Raw genomic sequence first — 15,080 nt, 5'->3', positions numbered from 1 at the left:
CCCGGGCCGTCTCCCTCTCCCGGCCCCCCTTCGGTTCGCGTCCATGATGCTCCCGTCATCCTTTCGGCTCACTTCCGGGTGAATTCCCCGAATGCGTACGACACACCCCACCCGGCGTCGATAGCGTGGCAGCACACCCGCGCCACGCCACGAGGAGCCCCCCGCTGTCCAGCCACCTTCCGGCACAGGCCCGCGGAAGCTCCGACCCCTTCCACGGCCCCGGGCTGGCGCGGTTCAACGCCCTGACCCCCGAGGCGGCCGAGGCGGCGCTGATGCACTGCTGCGGCAGCCGCCGCTGGGCCCACCGGGTCGCGATACACCGCCCGTACCCCGATTCCGGCGCGCTGCTCGCCGCCGCGGACGAGGCCTCGTACGACCTCTCGCAGGCGGACCTGACGGAGGCGCTCGCCGCCGAGTCCTCCGCGGAACTGGAGCACGGGGCCCCGTACGCCGCCCTGCTCGCCCTCGACGCGGGGCACGCGGAGTACGAGCGCAAGTTCGGCCACGCCTTCGTGATCTGCCTCCCGGGGCGCACGCCGGAGGAGCAGGCGGACCAGCTGCTGGCGGCGATCCGGCGCCGGATGGGGCACGACGTGGACGAGGAGCGCTCCCTCTCCGCCGACGAGCTGCGCCGCCTCGCCCAGGCCCGGCTGTGCGACCTGACACATTGGCTGACGTCTTCCGATGGCCTGACTGGGGCGGAAATGGGGCTATTCGCCCCTGTCGGATAGTCCGTCCGAGCCTGTTTGATCACACCGATGGCCCCCGCGCGAAGGAACCGACAAAGCGTCGCTACGATGTCCGGGGCCGGAGGACCGTACCCGGCCGGGCCCGACCGACAAAGAAGCCGGCTGGCCCCCGCCCCGCTTCCGGAGGGTTTTCCGTGCCGGCTGGAACGTTGTACCGCGGCCGGGAAGGAATGTGGTCATGGGTGGCTCATCGAGTCACCGGCGTCCTCATTTTCTTCTTCCTGTTCGTACACGTCCTCGACACCGCACTCGTCCGCGTCTCCCCCGAGGCGTACGACGATGTCGTGGCTACCTACAAGACGCCGATCGTCGCGCTGCTGGAGTACGGCCTCGTCGCCGCAATCCTGTTCCACGCGCTGAACGGCCTGCGCGTCATCGCAGTGGACTTCTGGTCCAAGGGCCCGCGCTACCAGAAGCACATGCTCTGGTACGTCGTGGGCATCTGGATCGCGCTGATGATCGGGGCCATCTACCCCGTCCTCAGCCACGCCTACCTTGAACTGTTCGGGAAGTGACACGCATGTCTTCTGACACTTCTTCCGCCAAGGTCATGGGCGACGCCGAAGGCGTGAGCCTCTACGACGTCGACAACCCGGCGCCGTACATCGAGGCCCCGCGCAAGCGCACGGGCAAGACCCCGCGCTCGACCCGCGGCAACTTCGAGATGGTCGCGTGGCTCTTCATGCGCCTCTCGGGCATCGTGCTCGTCGTCCTCGTCATCGGCCACCTGCTGATCCAGCTGGTGCTCGACGGCGGCGTCTCCAAGATCGGTTTCGCCTTCGTGGCCGGTCGCTGGGCGTCCCCGTTCTGGCAGATCTGGGACCTGCTGATGCTGTGGCTGGCGATGCTGCACGGCGCCAACGGCCTGCGCACCGTCATCAACGACTACGCAGAGCGCGCCAACACGCGGCTGTGGCTGAAGGGCCTGCTCTACACCGCCACGGTGTTCACCATCCTTCTGGGCACGCTGGTGATCTTCACCTTCGACCCGAACATCCGCTAGGCAACGGGGCTGAGGCGAAACCAATGAAGATCCACAAGTACGACACCGTCATCGTCGGCGCGGGCGGCGCGGGCATGCGCGCCGCCATCGAGTCGACGAAGCGCAGCCGCACCGCTGTGCTGACGAAGCTCTACCCGACCCGCTCCCACACGGGCGCCGCGCAGGGCGGCATGGCCGCCGCGCTGGCCAACGTGGAAGAGGACAACTGGGAGTGGCACACCTTCGACACGGTCAAGGGCGGTGACTACCTGGTCGACCAGGACGCCGCCGAGATCCTGGCGAAGGAGGCCATCGACGCGGTCCTCGACCTGGAGAAGATGGGCCTGCCGTTCAACCGCACCCCGGACGGCACCATCGACCAGCGCCGCTTCGGCGGCCACTCGCGCAACCACGGCGAGGCCCCGGTCCGCCGGTCCTGCTACGCCGCGGACCGCACCGGCCACATGATCCTCCAGACGCTGTACCAGAACTGCGTCAAGGAGGGCGTGGAGTTCTTCAACGAGTTCTACGTCCTGGACCAGCTCCTGGTCGAGGAGGACGGCGTCAAGAAGTCGGCCGGTGTGGTCGCGTACGAGCTCGCCACCGGCGAGATCCACGTGTTCCAGGCCAAGGCCGTCATCTACGCCTCCGGCGGCACCGGCAAGTTCTTCAAGGTGACCTCCAACGCGCACACCCTCACGGGTGACGGCCAGGCGGCCTGCTACCGCCGCGGCCTGCCGCTGGAGGACATGGAGTTCTTCCAGTTCCACCCGACGGGCATCTGGCGCATGGGCATCCTGCTGACGGAGGGCGCCCGCGGTGAGGGCGGCATCCTCCGCAACAAGGACGGCGAGCGCTTCATGGAGAAGTACGCGCCGGTCATGAAGGACCTCGCGTCCCGTGACGTCGTCTCGCGCTCCATCTACACCGAGATCCGCGAGGGCCGCGGCTGCGGTCCGGCCGGTGACCACGTGTACCTGGACCTGACGCACCTGCCGCCGGAGCAGCTTGACGCGAAGCTCCCGGACATCACCGAGTTCGCGCGCACCTACCTGGGCATCGAGCCGTACACGGACCCGATCCCGATCCAGCCCACCGCGCACTACGCCATGGGCGGCATCCCGACGAACGTCGAGGGTGAGGTCCTCAGCGACAACACCACCGTCGTCCCGGGTCTGTACGCGGCCGGCGAGGTCGCCTGCGTGTCGGTGCACGGCGCGAACCGCCTGGGCACCAACTCGCTGCTGGACATCAACGTCTTCGGCAAGCGCTCGGGCATCGCCGCGGCCAGGTACTCGCAGGAGAACGACTACGTCGAGCTCCCCGAGAACCCGGCGCAGCTCGTCGCGGACCAGGTCGAACGCCTGCGCAACTCCACGGGCAACGAGCGGGTCGCCGACCTGCGTCTGGAGCTCCAGGAGACGATGGACGCGTGCGTGATGGTGTTCCGTACGGAGCAGACCATCAAGACCGCGGTCGAGAAGATCGCGGAGCTGCGCGAGCGCTACAAGAACGTGTCCGTCCAGGACAAGGGCAAGCGCTTCAACACGGATCTGCTCGAGGCCATCGAGCTGGGCAACCTGCTCGACCTGGCCGAGGTCATGGCCGTGTCCGCGCTGGCGCGCAAGGAGTCCCGCGGCGGTCACTACCGCGAGGACTACCCGAACCGCGACGACGTCAACTTCATGCGCCACACCATGGCGTACCGCGAGGTCGGCGCCGACGGCAAGGACTCCGTCCGGCTGGACTACAAGCCCGTCGTCGTCACCCGCTACCAGCCGATGGAGCGTAAGTACTGATGGCCACCCCGACCCTGTCCAAGACGGACAAGATGGAGGCGGCGGCCGCCGCCTCGCCGTTCATCACGGTCACCTTCCGGATCCGGCGCTTCAACCCGGAGATCTCGGAGGAGTCGACCTGGCAGGACTTCCAGGTCGAGATCGACCCGAAGGAGCGCGTGCTCGACGGTCTCCACAAGATCAAGTGGGACCTCGACGGCACGCTGACCTTCCGCCGCTCGTGCGCGCACGGCATCTGCGGCTCCGACGCGATGCGGATCAACGGCAAGAACAGGCTCGCCTGCAAGACGCTGATCAAGGACATCAACCCGGAGAAGCCGATCACCGTCGAGGCCATCAAGGGCCTCACGGTGATGAAGGACCTCGTCGTCGACATGGAGCCCTTCTTCCAGGCGTACCGGGACGTCATGCCGTTCCTGGTCACCACGGGCAACGAGCCGACGCGCGAGCGCCTGCAGTCCGCCGAGGACCGCGAGCGCTTCGACGACACCACCAAGTGCATCCTGTGCGCCGCGTGCACGTCCTCGTGCCCGGTGTTCTGGAACGACGGCCAGTACTTCGGCCCGGCGGCGATCGTGAACGCGCACCGCTTCATCTTCGACAGCCGTGACGAGGCGGGCGAGCAGCGCCTGGAGATCCTCAACGACAAGGACGGCGTGTGGCGTTGCCGCACGACGTTCAACTGCACCGACGCGTGCCCGCGCGGCATCGAGGTCACCAAGGCGATCCAGGAAGTCAAGCGTGCGCTGATCACGCGCCGCTTCTGATCCCCTCGGCGCCACCGGCCCGTACACGAGGCCCCGTACCCGGAGTTGCTCCGGGTACGGGGCCTCGCGCGTGCTCCCCGGCTTACCCGGTTACGGGGTACAGGCTTGGTGCACGCTGTGGAAGGATCGGCCACATGAGCGAGCAGCAGCCGAATCCGTACGCAGGCGATCCGGGCTACACCGGCCAGCCGGGGCAGCCCGGTCAGGGCGACTACAAGTGGGGCCCGGGCGAGGCGGGTTACGGCTACCCGCAGCCCTACCCGGCGGCCCCGGCCTACCAGCCGACCATGGGGGCGGGCATGCCGGCCCCCATGCCCGCGCCCGCAGGCGGCGGTGCGGGCATGTCCCTCGGCGACATCACCATCGCGGGGGACCAGATCATCACCCCGTCGGGCACGATGCCGCTGCGGGGCGCGATGTGGAACGCGACGGACTTCTCGCGCACCGAGGAGAAGATCCCGACCCACGCGATCATCCTGGCGGTCATCTTCTTCCTGTTCTGCCTGCTCGGCCTGCTGTTCCTCCTGATGAAGGAGAAGAAGACCACGGGCTACATCCAGATCACGGTGACGAGCGGCGGCCGCCACCACTCCACGATGATCCCGGCCCAGGACCAGAACACGTACCCGTGGGTGATGTCCCAGCTCAACTTCGCCCGGTCGCTGAGCATCTGAGGACACCGGCCCCGGAAACGCGGTGGCGGGCGCGGACGGGGGCCGCGAAGATCCCTGGATGACCGTTTCCTTTGAGGTGTCCGGGCCCGCCGAAGGGCCCGCCGTCGTGCTGCTGCACTCTTCCGTCTGCGACCGGCGGATGTGGGACCCGCAGTGCGGGCCGCTCGGCGAGGCCGGATTCCGGGTGATCCGCCTCGACTTCCGGACCTGCGGGGACTCCCCCGCCGCGCGGGAGCCGTACAGCGACGACGTCGACGTCGTCGCGCTGATGGACCGGCTCGGTGTGCAGCGCGCCTCGCTCGTGGGGGCCTCGTACGGCGGGCGGATCGCCCTGACGGTCGCCGCGCTGCACCCGGAGCGGGTGACCCGGCTGGCCCTGCTCTGCGCGGGCCGCCCGGGACGCCGGCCCGACAGCCCCGAGGTGCGGGAGTTCGGTGCCGCCGAGGACGCCCTGCTGGAGGCGGGCGACCTGGCCGGCGCGGCCGCGCTGAACGCCCGTACCTGGCTCGGTCCGGAGGCCGACGAGGCCGCGCACGCCCTCGTACGGGCCATGCAGCTGCGGAACTTCGAGAACGCCCGGGTCCCCGCCGAGGACCACGAACTACCCGAGCCCGACGTCGACTTGGCCGCCATCACCGCCCCGACCCTGGCGATCGGCGGCGCCCACGACCTCCCGGACTTCCGCGGCATCGCCGCCGAACTCCCGGCCGTCATCCCGCAGGCCCGCCACCTGGAACTCTCCTGGGCGGGCCACCTCCCCTCCCTGGAACGCCCGGCCACGACCACGGACCTGCTGCTGGAGTTCCTCCGGCCGGTCCGGTGACCGCGGCGGCCGGGGTCACCGCCCGCGTTCGGCCGCGCTGCGTTCGACGCAGAACTCGTTGCCCTCGGGGTCGGCCAGCGTGACCCAGCCCGTGCCGTCGGGGTTGCGGTGGTCGCCGACGACCGTGGCGCCGAGGGCGAGGATGCGTTCGACCTCCTCGTCGCGCGTGCGGTCCTGCGGCTGGAGATCCACGTGCACGCGGTTCTTCACGGCCTTGGCGTCGGGCACCGTCACGAACAGCAGGGCCGAGCCGGGGGCCGTGACCAGTGCCTCCGGGTCGCCCGGGAAGTCCTCGTCCGAGATCTTGCCGTCCAGGACCCCGGCCCAGAACGTCCCCTGGGCGTAGGCGTCGGTGCAGTCGAAGGTGAGGTGTCGCACGAGAGAAGTCATACGGCGGACTATCGGACAGGGGTGCGTGGCCTGTCCACCGAGTTCCAGGGGATCCCGGGGCGCCGGGGGCGGTCTGTGATGGAGTGGCTCCATGACCGACTTCGAGACGATCACGGTTCCGGACCACCTCTGCGGATACCCGGGCGTGGCCTTCGGCGGCTACGTGGCGGGGCTGCTGGCCGGGCGGGCCGCTGCGAAGACCGTACGGGTGGACTTCCGCCGGCCGGTGCCGACCGGAACGCCGGTCCTGCTGACCGGTGCGGCCGGCGGGGGCGCCGAACTCACCTCCGGTGAGCTGCTGCTGGCCGCCGCCACACCGGCCGAGCTGGGTACGGACGCATCCGACGTGCCCGAGGCGCCGTCCTGGGCGGCGGCCTCGGCCGCGGCCGAGGCCTACCGGGCGGCCCCGCCGGACGGATCGACGGACTGCTTCGGCTGCGGCCTGGACCGTACGCCCGCCACCGGACTGCGCCAGCACTGCGGACTGGTGCCGGGCGGCGGCAGTGGCGGCGCCGGCCTGGTCGCCACCGCCTGGACCCCGTCCCCCGCACTCGCTTCCCCCGACGGGCTGTTGCCGCCGGAGCTGGTGTGGGGCTCGCTGGACTGCCCGGGGAACGCGGCCGGACGCCTGCTCGGCGGCCGGCCGGCCGGCGCGGTCACGGCGGCGCTGACGGCGCGGCTGCTGCGGCCGGTTCCGGTCGGCGAAGGCCTGCTCACCTACGCCTGGCTGCTCGGCTCGGAGGGCCGCAAGTACACGGTCGGCACGGCCCTGGCCACGGCTGCGGGCGACCTCTGCGCCTTCGCCGAGGCCCTGTGGGTGCAGCCGCGCCGGACCGTCCAGGCCTAAAACCGCCGGACGTCGGGCCGTCTCTTCCGGATCTTGTCGGCCGAGCCCTCCGAGATTTGCTTGAACCTGTTCAAAAAAGGCCCTACAGTGATCCCTGTCAGCAGTTGAACACGTTCAAGGGGGCTTGAGGGCATGGACCTCACCGTGATCGCGTACGTCATCTACCTGCTCATCAGCATCGGGCTCACCGTCTGGGTCGCCCGTACGCTCAGCCGCAACGGCCGCGTCTTCATCGGCGACGTACTCCAGGGCAACGAGAAGCTCGCGGACGCCGTCAACCAGCTCCTCGTGGTCGGCTTCTACCTCGTGAACATCGGCTTCGTGACCCTCTACCTCCGCTCGGGCGAGGACATAGTCGAGGCCCGCCACCTCTTCGAGGCGCTCTCGGTCAAGCTCGGCGTCGTCCTGCTCGTCCTCGGGGTCATGCACCTCGGCAACGTCTGGGTCCTGAACAAGATGCGCCGCCGGGGCATCATGGAGCGCCAGCAGACCCCGCCGGTCACCCCGCAGGGGTGGACCGCTCCGGCCGGGGCCTGACCGGTGGCCGCGCCCGGGTCGGCGGTCCGCCACCTGACCGTGCTCTACGACGCGAACTGTCCGCTCTGCGTGCACATCAGGCACTGGCTGCTCGCACAGCGCTGGCTGGTACCGCTGCGGCTCGTCCCCGCCGCGTCCTTCGAGGCGCGGCGCCGGTTCCCGGGGCTCGACCACGAGTCGACGCTGAGGGAGATCACCGTGATCGGGGACTCCGGGCAGGTGTGGACCGGGACCGATGCCTTCGTCGTGTGCCTGTGGGCGCTCGCCGAGCACCGGCCGAAGGCCAACTGGCTCGCCACCCCCGCCGGGCGGCCCTTCGCCCGCGCCGCCATGCACACCGCCTCGAAGTGGCGGGCCGCGGTACGGACCGAGGGGCACCCTCAGGGGGCACAGGACCCGGCCTGTGACGACCAGTGCTCCGTCCCCCGATAGGCTCGTGCACCGTGACTGATCAGAAGGCTCCCAAGAGCGAGCAGACCCGCACGCTCATCCTCGAAACCGCGCTCCGTCTCTTCCAGGAGCGCGGCTTCGACAAGACGACGATGCGGGGTATCGCGAAGGAGGCCGGTGTCTCGGTCGGCAACGCCTATTACTACTTCGAGTCGAAGGAACACCTCGTCCAGGGCTTCTACGACCGGATCGGCGCCGCCCACCAGGCGGCGGTCCGGCCCATCCTGGACAACGAGACCGATCTGCAGAAGCGGCTCGCGGGCGTACTGACGAGTTGGATGGACATCGCGGCCCCGTACCACGAGTTCGCCTCGCAGTTCTTCAAGAACGCGGCGGACCCTGAAAGTCCGCTCAGCCCGTTCTCGCCGGAGTCGGAGGACGCGCGGCAGGCCGCGATCGACATCCACCGCGAGGTGCTCGCGGGGGCGAAGACCAAGGTGCCGGCCGAGCTGGCCGACGTACTGCCCGAGTTGATGTGGCTCTCGCAGATGGGCCTGGTCCTGTACTGGGTCTTCGACCGGTCGCCGAACAGCGAGAAGACGCGGCGGCTCGCCGAGCGCGGCGCGCAGCTGACGACGCGGGGCATCGTGCTGGCCCGGTTCAGGGTGCTGCGGCCGCTCGTGCGCGAGGTGCACGAACTGTTCGCGGACTTCCTGCCCGGCATGGCGCAGACGGCCACGGCCGGTGCCCGCAAGCGGGCCTCGGACCCGGACCCGGACCCGGAGCAGGACCACGAGCAGGAACCGGACCACACGGACCCGAAGTCCGCCGGCCGGAAGTCCGCGGGGGCGAAGTCCGCACGTGCGAAGTCCGCGGGCCCGAAGTCCGCGTAGGCCCGGACGGCGCTACAGCCAGTCGAGTTCCCACAGGCGCCACACGCCCGTCCCGTCGGACAGGTACTGGGCGCCGGTGACGGCCTCGCGGGACATCACGTAGTCCTTCTTCTGCCAGATCGGCACCATCGGGACCTGCTGGGCGACCAGCTTCTGGAGCTCGCGGAAGTCGGCGGCCGCCCCGGCCCGGTCCGAGTGCGACTGGGTACGGGCGACCAGGCCGTCCACGGCCTGGTCGGAGAAGCCGTTGTTCATGGAGGAGTCGGTGCCGACCAGCGGGGCGAGGAAGTTGTCCGCGTCGGGGAAGTCGGCGATCCAGCCGATCGTGTAGGCGTCGAACGCCCCGGCCGCGTAGGCCTTCTGGAAGTCGGCCCACTGCTCCACCGGCTTGACGTCCAGCTGGAAGAGCCCGGTCGACTCCAGCTGCCGCTTGAGCTCTTCGGCCTCGGCGAGGTTCGCGCCGCGCGCGTTGACCCCGACGGTGAGCGGGACCGGGGTGGTGATTCCGGCGTCCTTGAGCAGCTTCTTGGCGGTGGCCCCGTTGGGCGCCGGGTAGGTGTCGAAGAACGGCGTGCTGTGCGCGGCGATGCCCGCCGGCACCAGGGAGTACAGCGGGGTGACGGTGCCCGAGTAGACCTCGCTCGCCAGCTTGGAGCGGTCGAGCACGGCCGCCACGGCCTGGCGGACGGCGAGGGGCGCGGCGGCCGAGCCGGGTCGGACGTTGAAGACCACGGAGCGGGTCTCGGAGCCGCCGGAGGCCTGGTAGCGGGTGTCCTTCAGGCCCGGGTTGAGGGCGGCGAGCACCGCCGGGGGCATCTCCCGGTGGGCCACCTCGACCTCGCGCTCGTTCCAGGCCCGGTCGAGCTGCGCGGAGTCCTTGAAGTAGCGGACGGTGACGGGCGCGTGGGCGGGCTTGGCCTGGCCCTTGTAGGAGGGGTTGGGCTTCAGCTCGGCACTCGTGCCCGCCTTGTACGCGGCGAGGGAGTACGGGCCGGAGCCGGCGATCTTCCCGTCCTCGCGCAGGGCCCTGGCCGGGTAGGCGTCCTTGTCGACGATGGAGGCGGCGCCCGTGGCGATCTTGAAGGGGAAGGTGGCGTCGCCCGCGGAGAGGTTGAAGGTGACCGTGAGCCCCTCAGCCTTGACCGAGTCCAGGGTGTTGAAGAGGGGGGCCGGCCCCTGGTCGGAGTTGATGGCCTTGATCCGGTCGAAGGAGTGCTTGACGTCCTCGGCGGTGATCGCGCGGCCGCCCGCGAACTTCAGGTCGGGGCGGAGCTCGCACCGGTAGGTGGTGAGCTTCTGGCCGACGAAGGCGCAGGAGGTGGCGGCGTCCGGCACAGGGGTGGACGAGCCGGACTTCAGGGTCAGCAGGGACTGGTAGACGTTGCCGAACAGGGCCCAGGAGCCGGCGTCGTACGCGCCCGCGGGGTCGAGGGAGGAGACGACGTCGCTCGTCCCGACCCGGATGGCGCCGCCACTGCTGCCCGATGCGGGCAGCAGCTGCCAGGCACCGACGCCGGCCGCGGCCAGGACCAGCCCGGCCGCAATGATCTTCGAGCGGACAGACCGCATCCCTGAACCCCACCCCTGTACCGCTGACAGCGACGCACTGTCCGATTACCGGTCATCCCATCACGGAATTTTGGCGTCCGGAAGGTCAGGCCTGATATGAGGCGAGTTCGACCACGGTGATGTCGGAGGGTGCGCCGACCCGCACCGGCGGTCCCCACGCACCGGCCCCGCGCGATACCCACAGCTGGGTGTCGCCGTACCGCTCCAGACCCGCGACGGTGGGGTTGGCGAGCTCGGCGAGGTAGTTGCCGGGCCAGAGCTGGCCGCCGTGGGTGTGGCCGGAGAGCTGGAGGTCGACGCCGTGCTTGACGGCGTCGTGGATCACGACGGGCTGGTGGGCGAGGAGTACGGCGGTACGGGCGCGGTCGCGGTCGCCGAGCGCCGCCGCGAAGTCGGGACCGTGGCCCTCGCTCTCGCCCGCGATGTCGTTCACCCCGGCGAGGTCGAAGTACGGGAGGGCGTGGCGGGCGTTCTCCAGCGGGTTCAGGCCGAGCTCGCGGACGTGGTCGACCCACTGCTGGGCGCCGGAGAAGTACTCGTGGTTCCCGGTCACGAAGTACGTGCCGTGGCGGGCGGTGAGCCCGCGCAGCGGCTCGGCGGCCGGACCGAGGTCCCGGACGTCGCCGTCGACGAGGTCGCCGACGATGGCGATGAGGTCGGGCTGGGTCCGGTTGACGGTGTCGACGATGCGCCGGGTGTGGGCGCGGCCGAGGATCGGGCCGAGGTGGACGTCGCTGACGACGGCGATCCGGAAGCCGTGCGCGGCGCGCGGCAGCTTGGCGAGGGGGACCTGCACCCGCCGGACGCTGGGCCCGCGCAGGACGCCGTGCGCGCCGTACGCCCCGTTCACGACGGTCCCGACGGCCACGGCGGCGGCCGCGCCGCCGAGGGTGCGCGCGACGAACCGACGGCGCGTCAGCTCGTCCGCGGCGGGTGCGGGGGACGCGGCCGGTGCGACGGGCGCGACGGGCGGGGCGACGGCGGTGGCCGTCGCGGCCGTGCCGGCGCCCTCCTGGCGGGCGTCCCCGGAGGCCGGGTCCGCCACCCGGGAGGGGACGCGGTGGGCCAGTCGGCGGAGCAACAGCGCGCGGATCGGCTCCGCGACCAGCATCGTCAGGGTCAGGTACAGGAGTACCGCGAGCCAGAGGAACCCGGGCCAGGACACGGCCTGCTGGAGCGGGAAGGGAACGCCCGCGCGGCCCGCGGTCAGCGCGGCCACGGAGAGGAGGGGCAGGGCGATGGCCAAGGCGGTGCCGATGCGGCGGGGCAGACCGCCGGGGGCCGTGGTGTCGCGGACCAGGCGGGTCCACAGCCACCGGTGGACCAGGACCAGGAGGGCGACGACCACGAGCGCGACCAACGCGAAGACGGCGATTCTCATGCGTTCTGCTCCTTACGTGATGCACGCCGCAGCGCCCGGACACCGCGCAACCCGATCACTCCGACGGCCGTCCCCAGGAGAAAGGACGTCACCGCGAGCGTCAGGTGCACCCAGAAGTAGGTCGTGGGGTCGCCCGCCGCATCGAATGCCTGCCAGCTGCCGTTCTTCCACAGGTTCCGGACGAAAGACACCCAGATGAACCAGCTCCACACGCCGAAGGCGAGCAGGAACCAGGAGGCGGTACGGCTGAGTCTCATGGCCCCAGTATCGGATCGGTCCCCAGGACGGACGCGCCGGGGTGGGCTGTCCCGGCAGTGGTTGCACCGAATTGGCCGGTCAGCGCCACCGCCCAGCCGATCGGGAGGTACTTTCACCTGCGTGTCTGTTAAGAAGACCGCGCTGACGGTCCTTTCCGCCGCGCTGCTGGTGCCCGCGATGCTCGCGGCCCCCGCGCATGCCGCGCCGACCCCGCCGGCCGACGGGAAGGGGCAGCCGCCGAAGGCCCCGAAGGCGCCGGCCGCGCCCCCCGCGTCGATGTCCACGGTCGGTGGTGCCCTGCTCGGCCAGCCGGGGACCCAGGTCAACCTGCTGCCCGGCGCGCCGGCCCTGCCGTCGAACCTGACGGGGCGCTCCTGGATCGTGGCGGACGCCGAGTCAGGCGAGGTGCTGGCCTCGCACAACGCGCACTGGCGGCTCCCCCCGGCCTCGACCATGAAGATGCTCTTCGCGGACACCGTGCTGCCGGGCCTTCCCAAGGACCAGGTCCACAAGGTCACCGAACAGGACATGGAGGGCGTGGGTCCGGGCAGCAGCCTGGTCGGGGTCAAGGAGGACCACGAGTACAGCGTCCACGATCTGTGGCTCGGCGTGTTCCTGCGGTCGGGGAACGACGCCGTGCACGTGCTGTCGGCCATGAACGGCGGCATCGAGAAGACCGTCAAGGACATGCAGGCGCACGCGGAGGAGCTCCAGGCGCTGGACACCCACGTGGTGTCGCCCGACGGCTACGACGCCCCCGAGCAGGTGTCGAGCGCGTACGACCTCACGCTGATCGCCCGCTCCGGGCTCCAGAAGCAGGACTTCCGGGAGTACTGCGGCACGGTCGAGGCCAAGTTCCCGGGTCTTCAGGAGCCCGGGAAGCCGCGGGACCACTTCGAGATCCAGAACACCAACCGGCTGATGACGGGCGCGGGCGGCATCTCCCCGTACAAGGGGATCGCTGGGGTGAAGAACGGCAACACGACGATGGCCGGCTCCACGTTCACCGGCGCGGCGCAGCAGGGCGAGCGCAAGCTGCTGGTCACCGTGATGAACCCGGGCGCGGGCGGGGCGAACTCGGTGTACGAGGAGACCGCCGCGCTGTTCGACTGGGGTTTCTCGGCGGCCGGGAAGGTCAAGCCGGTGGGTGAGCTGGTGCCGCCGAAGAGCGCGGACACCTCCTCGCACGGCTCCCCGGCCCAGTCGCACGAGAACAACCCGTCGGCGGGCGGTGCGGGATCGGGCGGGATCGGTACGGCGCTCGGTGTCGCGGGCGGGGCGCTGATCGTGCTGGCGGGCGGCGCGTTCGTGGTCAACCGGCGCTGGCCGCACGGCCGCCGGGGCCGGGGCGAGGACCTGGTCTGAGCCGATGGCCGGAGGCCCCGTCCACGGGGGCCTCCGGCCGTTCCGTCCGGTCAGAACGTCCGCTCGGAGCGCCAGGTCGCCTGGCTGTTCGGGTTGTTCAGGTCGTAGGTGGTGCCGGAGAGGCGGCGGTCCGGTCCGCGCTCGCCGGTGTAGCGGCCCCGGGGCCCGTGGTTCCAGCTGACGACGAAGTAGATCTTCTCCCCGTCCACGCGGCCGCCGCTCTCGAGGGTGCCGCTGGTGTTGCCGGAGGTGACGGTGCCGAAGAGGTAGCCGTTGCCGTCCTGGGTCAGGTTCACCGTCACCGTCGCGTTGCTCTGGTAGATGGTCCAGATCCCGCCGGCGTTGAACGCGGGCGCCGCCCGTACGGGCTGCACCGTGCTGGAGCCGGACGTGGGAGCTCCGCTCGCCGGGGCGGCCAGACCGGCCCCGGCGACGGAGAGGAGAAGGGCGGCGGCGGTCGTGGTGAGGAGCTTGCGCATACGGCGTGAAGCGGTCATGAGCCCTCCAGGGGCGGCCAGGACGATCGTTCCCATCGATCCCGTTGCATGGTGCACGGAACCTCGCGGCAGGCCTACCCCGCACCCATGCGGACGATCTCCGGATTCACCCGAAGGAGTAGCGGCCTAGGCGCGGGGCCCCGCCGGTTCCTCCTGGGACTCGTCGTCCCGGGTCGCGGTCCAGGACGCGACGAAGAGCAGCAGCTTCGCCGTGAAGTTGATCCACAGCAGCAGGGCGATCGGCACGCCGAAGGCCCCGTACATGCTCTTCGTGGCGACCCCGCTGATGTAGCCGCTGAGCAGGAGCTTCAGCAGCTCGAAGCCCGCCGCGCCGATGAGGGCCGCCTGGATCAGGCGGCGGCGCGGGGGTTCGACGCCGGGGAGCAGGGTGAGCAGGTACAGCAGCAGCAGGAACGCGGCGAGCACGCCGATGAGGAAGCCGCCCGAGCGCAGCAGTGCGCCGCCCGCGCCCTCGCGCGGGATGCCGAGCCACTCGGCGGACTTGCCGACCGCGGTGGCGCCGAGCGTCGAGGCGGCGGCCGAGGCGAGACCGACGCCGCCGAGGCCGAGCAGCACCAGGCCGTCCTTGCCCTTGCGCAGGACCGGGTTGCCCTCGTCCTCGTCGTCCTTCTCCCAGACGGCGCGCAGGCAGTCCCGCATGGAGCCGACCCAGCCGATGCCGGTGAAGAGCAGGAGGGCGCCGGCGACGAGGCCGACGGTGCCGGCGTTGTCGACGAGCGAGTCGAGGTGGAGCTGGTCGGAGATGCCGGGGACCTGTTCGGCGAGGTTCTTCTGGAGCGTGTCCAGCTGCTTCTGGCTGAGCAGCGCGGCTCCGACGGCGGCCGCCACGGTGATCAGCGGGAAGAGCGCGAGGAAGCTGATGAAGGTGATCGCGGCGGCGAGCCGGCTCCAGTGCACGCGGTCGAGGCGTTCGTAAGAACGCCACGCGTGAGTGCGCATCAGACGGGCCGCCAGTGGGCCGATCACCGGGAGTTTCGTCAGCCAGTCCATGAAGTCACCGTAATTGAGCTGTCGGAAATAGCCTGGATTGCCGGTTTCTGGGACTACGGTCGTCGACTGTGACTTTTCGCGAGGTGCCCCGGACGGACCGCCCGTTCCACGCCCTGGTCCTGCGCAGGCTCAGGTTCCGTACGCATCA

General features: G+C 70.6%; 18 protein-coding genes. 12 read left to right on the top strand and 6 right to left on the bottom strand.

What is annotated here, in order from left to right; genetic code table 11:
• The first annotated feature begins 125 nt into the window (after nucleotides 1–125).
• From ACTVZO_RS25780 to ACTVZO_RS25750, 7 genes are all read left to right on the top strand, one after another.
• Entirely contained in the window at nucleotides 126–731 is a 606-nt protein-coding gene (locus tag ACTVZO_RS25780) for a 2-oxo-4-hydroxy-4-carboxy-5-ureidoimidazoline decarboxylase (protein ID WP_443300617.1), read from the top strand.
• A gap of 152 nt (nucleotides 732–883) precedes the next feature.
• Complete coding sequence (gene sdhC / locus ACTVZO_RS25775; protein WP_362308165.1) at nucleotides 884–1,264, top strand: succinate dehydrogenase, cytochrome b556 subunit; 381 nt, start codon at nucleotides 884–886, stop codon at nucleotides 1,262–1,264.
• Nucleotides 1,265–1,269: 5 nt separating this feature from the next.
• A complete protein-coding gene (locus ACTVZO_RS25770) occupies nucleotides 1,270–1,752 on the top strand; it encodes a succinate dehydrogenase hydrophobic membrane anchor subunit (RefSeq protein ID WP_443300616.1) in 483 nt (160 codons plus the stop codon).
• Nucleotides 1,753–1,775: 23 nt separating this feature from the next.
• Nucleotides 1,776–3,530, top strand: a complete 1,755-nt coding sequence (gene sdhA / locus ACTVZO_RS25765; RefSeq protein ID WP_443300615.1) for a succinate dehydrogenase flavoprotein subunit — start codon at nucleotides 1,776–1,778, stop codon at nucleotides 3,528–3,530.
• On the top strand, nucleotides 3,530–4,297 hold the full coding sequence (locus ACTVZO_RS25760) for a succinate dehydrogenase iron-sulfur subunit (RefSeq protein ID WP_443300614.1): 768 nt from the start codon (nucleotides 3,530–3,532) through the stop codon (nucleotides 4,295–4,297). Before sdhA ends, ACTVZO_RS25760 begins: the two co-directional genes overlap by 1 nt.
• 134 nt (nucleotides 4,298–4,431) lie before the next feature.
• On the top strand, nucleotides 4,432–4,971 hold the full coding sequence (locus ACTVZO_RS25755; protein ID WP_443300613.1) for a hypothetical protein: 540 nt from the start codon (nucleotides 4,432–4,434) through the stop codon (nucleotides 4,969–4,971).
• A 58-nt stretch (nucleotides 4,972–5,029) separates the two neighbouring features.
• Entirely contained in the window at nucleotides 5,030–5,794 is a 765-nt protein-coding gene (locus ACTVZO_RS25750) for an alpha/beta fold hydrolase (RefSeq protein ID WP_443300612.1), read from the top strand.
• A 15-nt stretch (nucleotides 5,795–5,809) separates the two neighbouring features.
• Here the strand turns inward: ACTVZO_RS25750 and ACTVZO_RS25745 are convergent, their stop codons facing one another.
• A complete protein-coding gene (locus ACTVZO_RS25745; RefSeq protein ID WP_443300611.1) occupies nucleotides 5,810–6,184 on the bottom strand; it encodes a VOC family protein in 375 nt (124 codons plus the stop codon).
• Between the two features lie 91 nt (nucleotides 6,185–6,275).
• Here ACTVZO_RS25745 and ACTVZO_RS25740 point away from each other — a divergent pair, with 91 nt between their 5' ends.
• The 4 genes from ACTVZO_RS25740 (at nucleotide 6,276) to ACTVZO_RS25725 (ending at nucleotide 8,851) form a co-directional block, all read left to right on the top strand.
• Nucleotides 6,276–7,031 (top strand): PaaI family thioesterase, encoded by a 756-nt coding sequence (locus ACTVZO_RS25740; RefSeq protein ID WP_443300610.1) that lies wholly within the window; start codon nucleotides 6,276–6,278, stop codon nucleotides 7,029–7,031.
• A 132-nt stretch (nucleotides 7,032–7,163) separates the two neighbouring features.
• Nucleotides 7,164–7,568, top strand: a complete 405-nt coding sequence (locus ACTVZO_RS25735; RefSeq protein WP_443300609.1) for a hypothetical protein — start codon at nucleotides 7,164–7,166, stop codon at nucleotides 7,566–7,568.
• A gap of 3 nt (nucleotides 7,569–7,571) precedes the next feature.
• On the top strand, nucleotides 7,572–8,000 hold the full coding sequence (locus tag ACTVZO_RS25730) for a thiol-disulfide oxidoreductase DCC family protein (protein ID WP_443300608.1): 429 nt from the start codon (nucleotides 7,572–7,574) through the stop codon (nucleotides 7,998–8,000).
• An 11-nt stretch (nucleotides 8,001–8,011) separates the two neighbouring features.
• Nucleotides 8,012–8,851, top strand: coding sequence for a TetR family transcriptional regulator (locus ACTVZO_RS25725; RefSeq protein ID WP_443300607.1), 840 nt, complete (start codon nucleotides 8,012–8,014; stop codon nucleotides 8,849–8,851).
• Between the two features lie 12 nt (nucleotides 8,852–8,863).
• Here the strand turns inward: ACTVZO_RS25725 and ACTVZO_RS25720 are convergent, their stop codons facing one another.
• From ACTVZO_RS25720 to ACTVZO_RS25710, 3 genes are all read right to left on the bottom strand, one after another.
• Nucleotides 8,864–10,420, bottom strand: a complete 1,557-nt coding sequence (locus ACTVZO_RS25720) for an ABC transporter substrate-binding protein (RefSeq protein WP_443300606.1) — start codon at nucleotides 10,418–10,420, stop codon at nucleotides 8,864–8,866.
• Between the two features lie 85 nt (nucleotides 10,421–10,505).
• A complete protein-coding gene (locus ACTVZO_RS25715; protein ID WP_443300605.1) occupies nucleotides 10,506–11,801 on the bottom strand; it encodes a metallophosphoesterase in 1,296 nt (431 codons plus the stop codon).
• The gene (locus ACTVZO_RS25710; RefSeq protein ID WP_443300604.1) at nucleotides 11,798–12,058 is read right to left on the bottom strand and encodes an SCO4848 family membrane protein; all 261 of its coding nucleotides are present in this window, start codon (nucleotides 12,056–12,058) and stop codon (nucleotides 11,798–11,800) included. The genes ACTVZO_RS25715 and ACTVZO_RS25710 overlap by 4 nt, the downstream gene beginning before the upstream one ends.
• On the opposite strand from ACTVZO_RS25710, the gene ACTVZO_RS25705 reads away from it, so the two are divergent.
• Nucleotides 11,997–13,424 carry a D-alanyl-D-alanine carboxypeptidase gene (locus ACTVZO_RS25705; protein WP_443300603.1) on the top strand — a complete coding sequence of 476 codons (1,428 nt, stop codon included), beginning with the start codon at nucleotides 11,997–11,999 and terminating at the stop codon, nucleotides 13,422–13,424. The two genes, ACTVZO_RS25710 and ACTVZO_RS25705, sit on opposite strands and share 62 nt — an antisense overlap.
• Before the next feature lie 50 nt (nucleotides 13,425–13,474).
• Here the strand turns inward: ACTVZO_RS25705 and ACTVZO_RS25700 are convergent, their stop codons facing one another.
• A complete protein-coding gene (locus tag ACTVZO_RS25700; RefSeq protein WP_443300602.1) occupies nucleotides 13,475–13,921 on the bottom strand; it encodes a hypothetical protein in 447 nt (148 codons plus the stop codon).
• Between the two features lie 126 nt (nucleotides 13,922–14,047).
• Nucleotides 14,048–14,932, bottom strand: coding sequence for a YihY/virulence factor BrkB family protein (locus ACTVZO_RS25695; RefSeq protein WP_443300601.1), 885 nt, complete (start codon nucleotides 14,930–14,932; stop codon nucleotides 14,048–14,050).
• Between the last annotated feature and the right edge of the window lie 148 nt (nucleotides 14,933–15,080).

Origin of the sequence: Streptomyces sp. IBSNAI002 (assembly GCF_052244475.1) — a bacterium.
Classification (GTDB): domain Bacteria; phylum Actinomycetota; class Actinomycetes; order Streptomycetales; family Streptomycetaceae; genus Streptomyces.
Note: the sequence above shows the minus strand (reverse complement) of the source record. Positions and strands in the feature narration are given on the sequence as shown.

Coding starts and splice junctions, on each gene's coding strand:
- ACTVZO_RS25705 (WP_443300603.1), top strand. CDS start 11,997: ATGAACCAGCTCCACACGCCGAAGGCGAGCAGGAACCAGGAGGCGGTA.
- ACTVZO_RS25760 (WP_443300614.1), top strand. CDS start 3,530: ATGGCCACCCCGACCCTGTCCAAGACGGACAAGATGGAGGCGGCGGCC.
- ACTVZO_RS25740 (WP_443300610.1), top strand. CDS start 6,276: ATGACCGACTTCGAGACGATCACGGTTCCGGACCACCTCTGCGGATAC.
- ACTVZO_RS25700 (WP_443300602.1), bottom strand. CDS start 13,921: ATGACCGCTTCACGCCGTATGCGCAAGCTCCTCACCACGACCGCCGCC.
- ACTVZO_RS25715 (WP_443300605.1), bottom strand. CDS start 11,801: ATGAGAATCGCCGTCTTCGCGTTGGTCGCGCTCGTGGTCGTCGCCCTC.
- ACTVZO_RS25745 (WP_443300611.1), bottom strand. CDS start 6,184: ATGACTTCTCTCGTGCGACACCTCACCTTCGACTGCACCGACGCCTAC.
- ACTVZO_RS25770 (WP_443300616.1), top strand. CDS start 1,270: ATGTCTTCTGACACTTCTTCCGCCAAGGTCATGGGCGACGCCGAAGGC.
- sdhA (WP_443300615.1), top strand. CDS start 1,776: ATGAAGATCCACAAGTACGACACCGTCATCGTCGGCGCGGGCGGCGCG.
- ACTVZO_RS25750 (WP_443300612.1), top strand. CDS start 5,030: ATGACCGTTTCCTTTGAGGTGTCCGGGCCCGCCGAAGGGCCCGCCGTC.
- ACTVZO_RS25735 (WP_443300609.1), top strand. CDS start 7,164: ATGGACCTCACCGTGATCGCGTACGTCATCTACCTGCTCATCAGCATC.
- ACTVZO_RS25720 (WP_443300606.1), bottom strand. CDS start 10,420: ATGCGGTCTGTCCGCTCGAAGATCATTGCGGCCGGGCTGGTCCTGGCC.
- ACTVZO_RS25695 (WP_443300601.1), bottom strand. CDS start 14,932: ATGGACTGGCTGACGAAACTCCCGGTGATCGGCCCACTGGCGGCCCGT.
- ACTVZO_RS25755 (WP_443300613.1), top strand. CDS start 4,432: ATGAGCGAGCAGCAGCCGAATCCGTACGCAGGCGATCCGGGCTACACC.
- ACTVZO_RS25710 (WP_443300604.1), bottom strand. CDS start 12,058: ATGAGACTCAGCCGTACCGCCTCCTGGTTCCTGCTCGCCTTCGGCGTG.